Consider the following 1,250-nt stretch of genomic DNA (forward strand, 5'->3'; position numbering starts at 1 on the left):
GCTCATTAGAGGACCATCCCTTCTGCAGCCCTCTTCGGTAGGGTTGTGACCTCTCGGTCCCGGCGGGTGCATGGCTTCCGGCGCGAGCTACTCGATGGCCACTGTGAGTTATGCCAGCCCCGCCGGGCCGAGGCCGTCTGATCGGCATCAGGGACACGCCCCGCAGAGGGCCGATTAATGAGCTCCCGGCAGACGTCCTCACCACCGGGCAGGTGCTCCGCGCTCGACACAGGAGTACTTCTTTCGTGTTCATCGGATGGGACTGGGCGACCGAGACACATGACGTCACCGTCATAGACAACTCCGCGGCCCGGGTGGCCCGGTGGGAGTTCGCACACACTGAGGAAGGCATTGCCAGGACCCTGGCCAAGCTCGCGCAGTTCGGCGACCCGGCCGGTCTGCCGGTGGCCATCGAGTCCAACCGCGGCCTGGTCGTCGACCGGCTGCTGGCCGCCGGCCACCCCGTCGTGCCGGTGCATCCCAACGCGTTCCACGCGATGCGCCCGCGCTGGGGCGCGTCCAAGGCCAAGACCGATGCCGGGGACAGCCTCAAGCTCGCCGACTACCTGCGGACCGACGGGCACTTCCTGCCCCGGCTGGAGCCCACCGAGCAGGCCACCATGGACCTCCAGGCCCTCAGCCGGCAGCGGACGGACCACGTCGCGGCCCGCATCGCCGCCGTCAACCAGCTGGCCGCGGTCCTGGACATGCACTGGCCCGGAGGCAAGGCCGTGTTCGCCAGCCTCGACAGCGACATCGCCCTGGCGTTCCTGGAGCGATACCCGACCCCGGCCGCCGCGGCCAAGCTCACCGGCGGACGGCTGGAAGCCTGGTGCAAGCGCCACGGCTACTCGGGGAAGCGGCCCGGAAGTGTCCTCATCGAGCGCCTGCGGTCCGCGCCGAAGCCCGCCTCCCGCCTCAGCGAGCCGGTTGTCGAACAGCTCGTCCGGGTCCAGGTCCAACTCGTTCAGGGCATCCGGGCCACGATCCGGACCCTGGAGAAGGCGATCGGTGATGCGGTCGCCGCCCACCCTTACGCGCCGTTGTTCGCGACGATGCCCCGGATCGGCAGGGTCAGCCTCGGCCAGGTCATCGGCGAACTCGGCCCGATCCTTGAGCGGTCCAAGACCTGCGAACAGTTCGTCGCCGAGACCGGAGTCGTCCCCGTGACCCGGGCGTCGGGCAAGTCCCGCGTGGTCACGTTCCGCCACGCGGCCAACCGGCGTGCCCGTCTGGCCATCGTGACGTTT

At 69.6% G+C, this 1,250-nt stretch carries 1 protein-coding gene; it reads left to right on the top strand.

The window, feature by feature from the left end; genetic code table 11:
- Window positions 1-245: 245 nt before the first annotated feature.
- The coding region (locus ACIQV3_RS40550; RefSeq protein WP_403722422.1) for a transposase at window positions 246-1,250 on the top strand (1,005 nt) is incomplete at its 3' end.

The organism is Streptomyces sp. NPDC099050 (genome assembly GCF_044759865.1).
GTDB lineage: Bacteria > Actinomycetota > Actinomycetes > Streptomycetales > Streptomycetaceae > Streptomyces.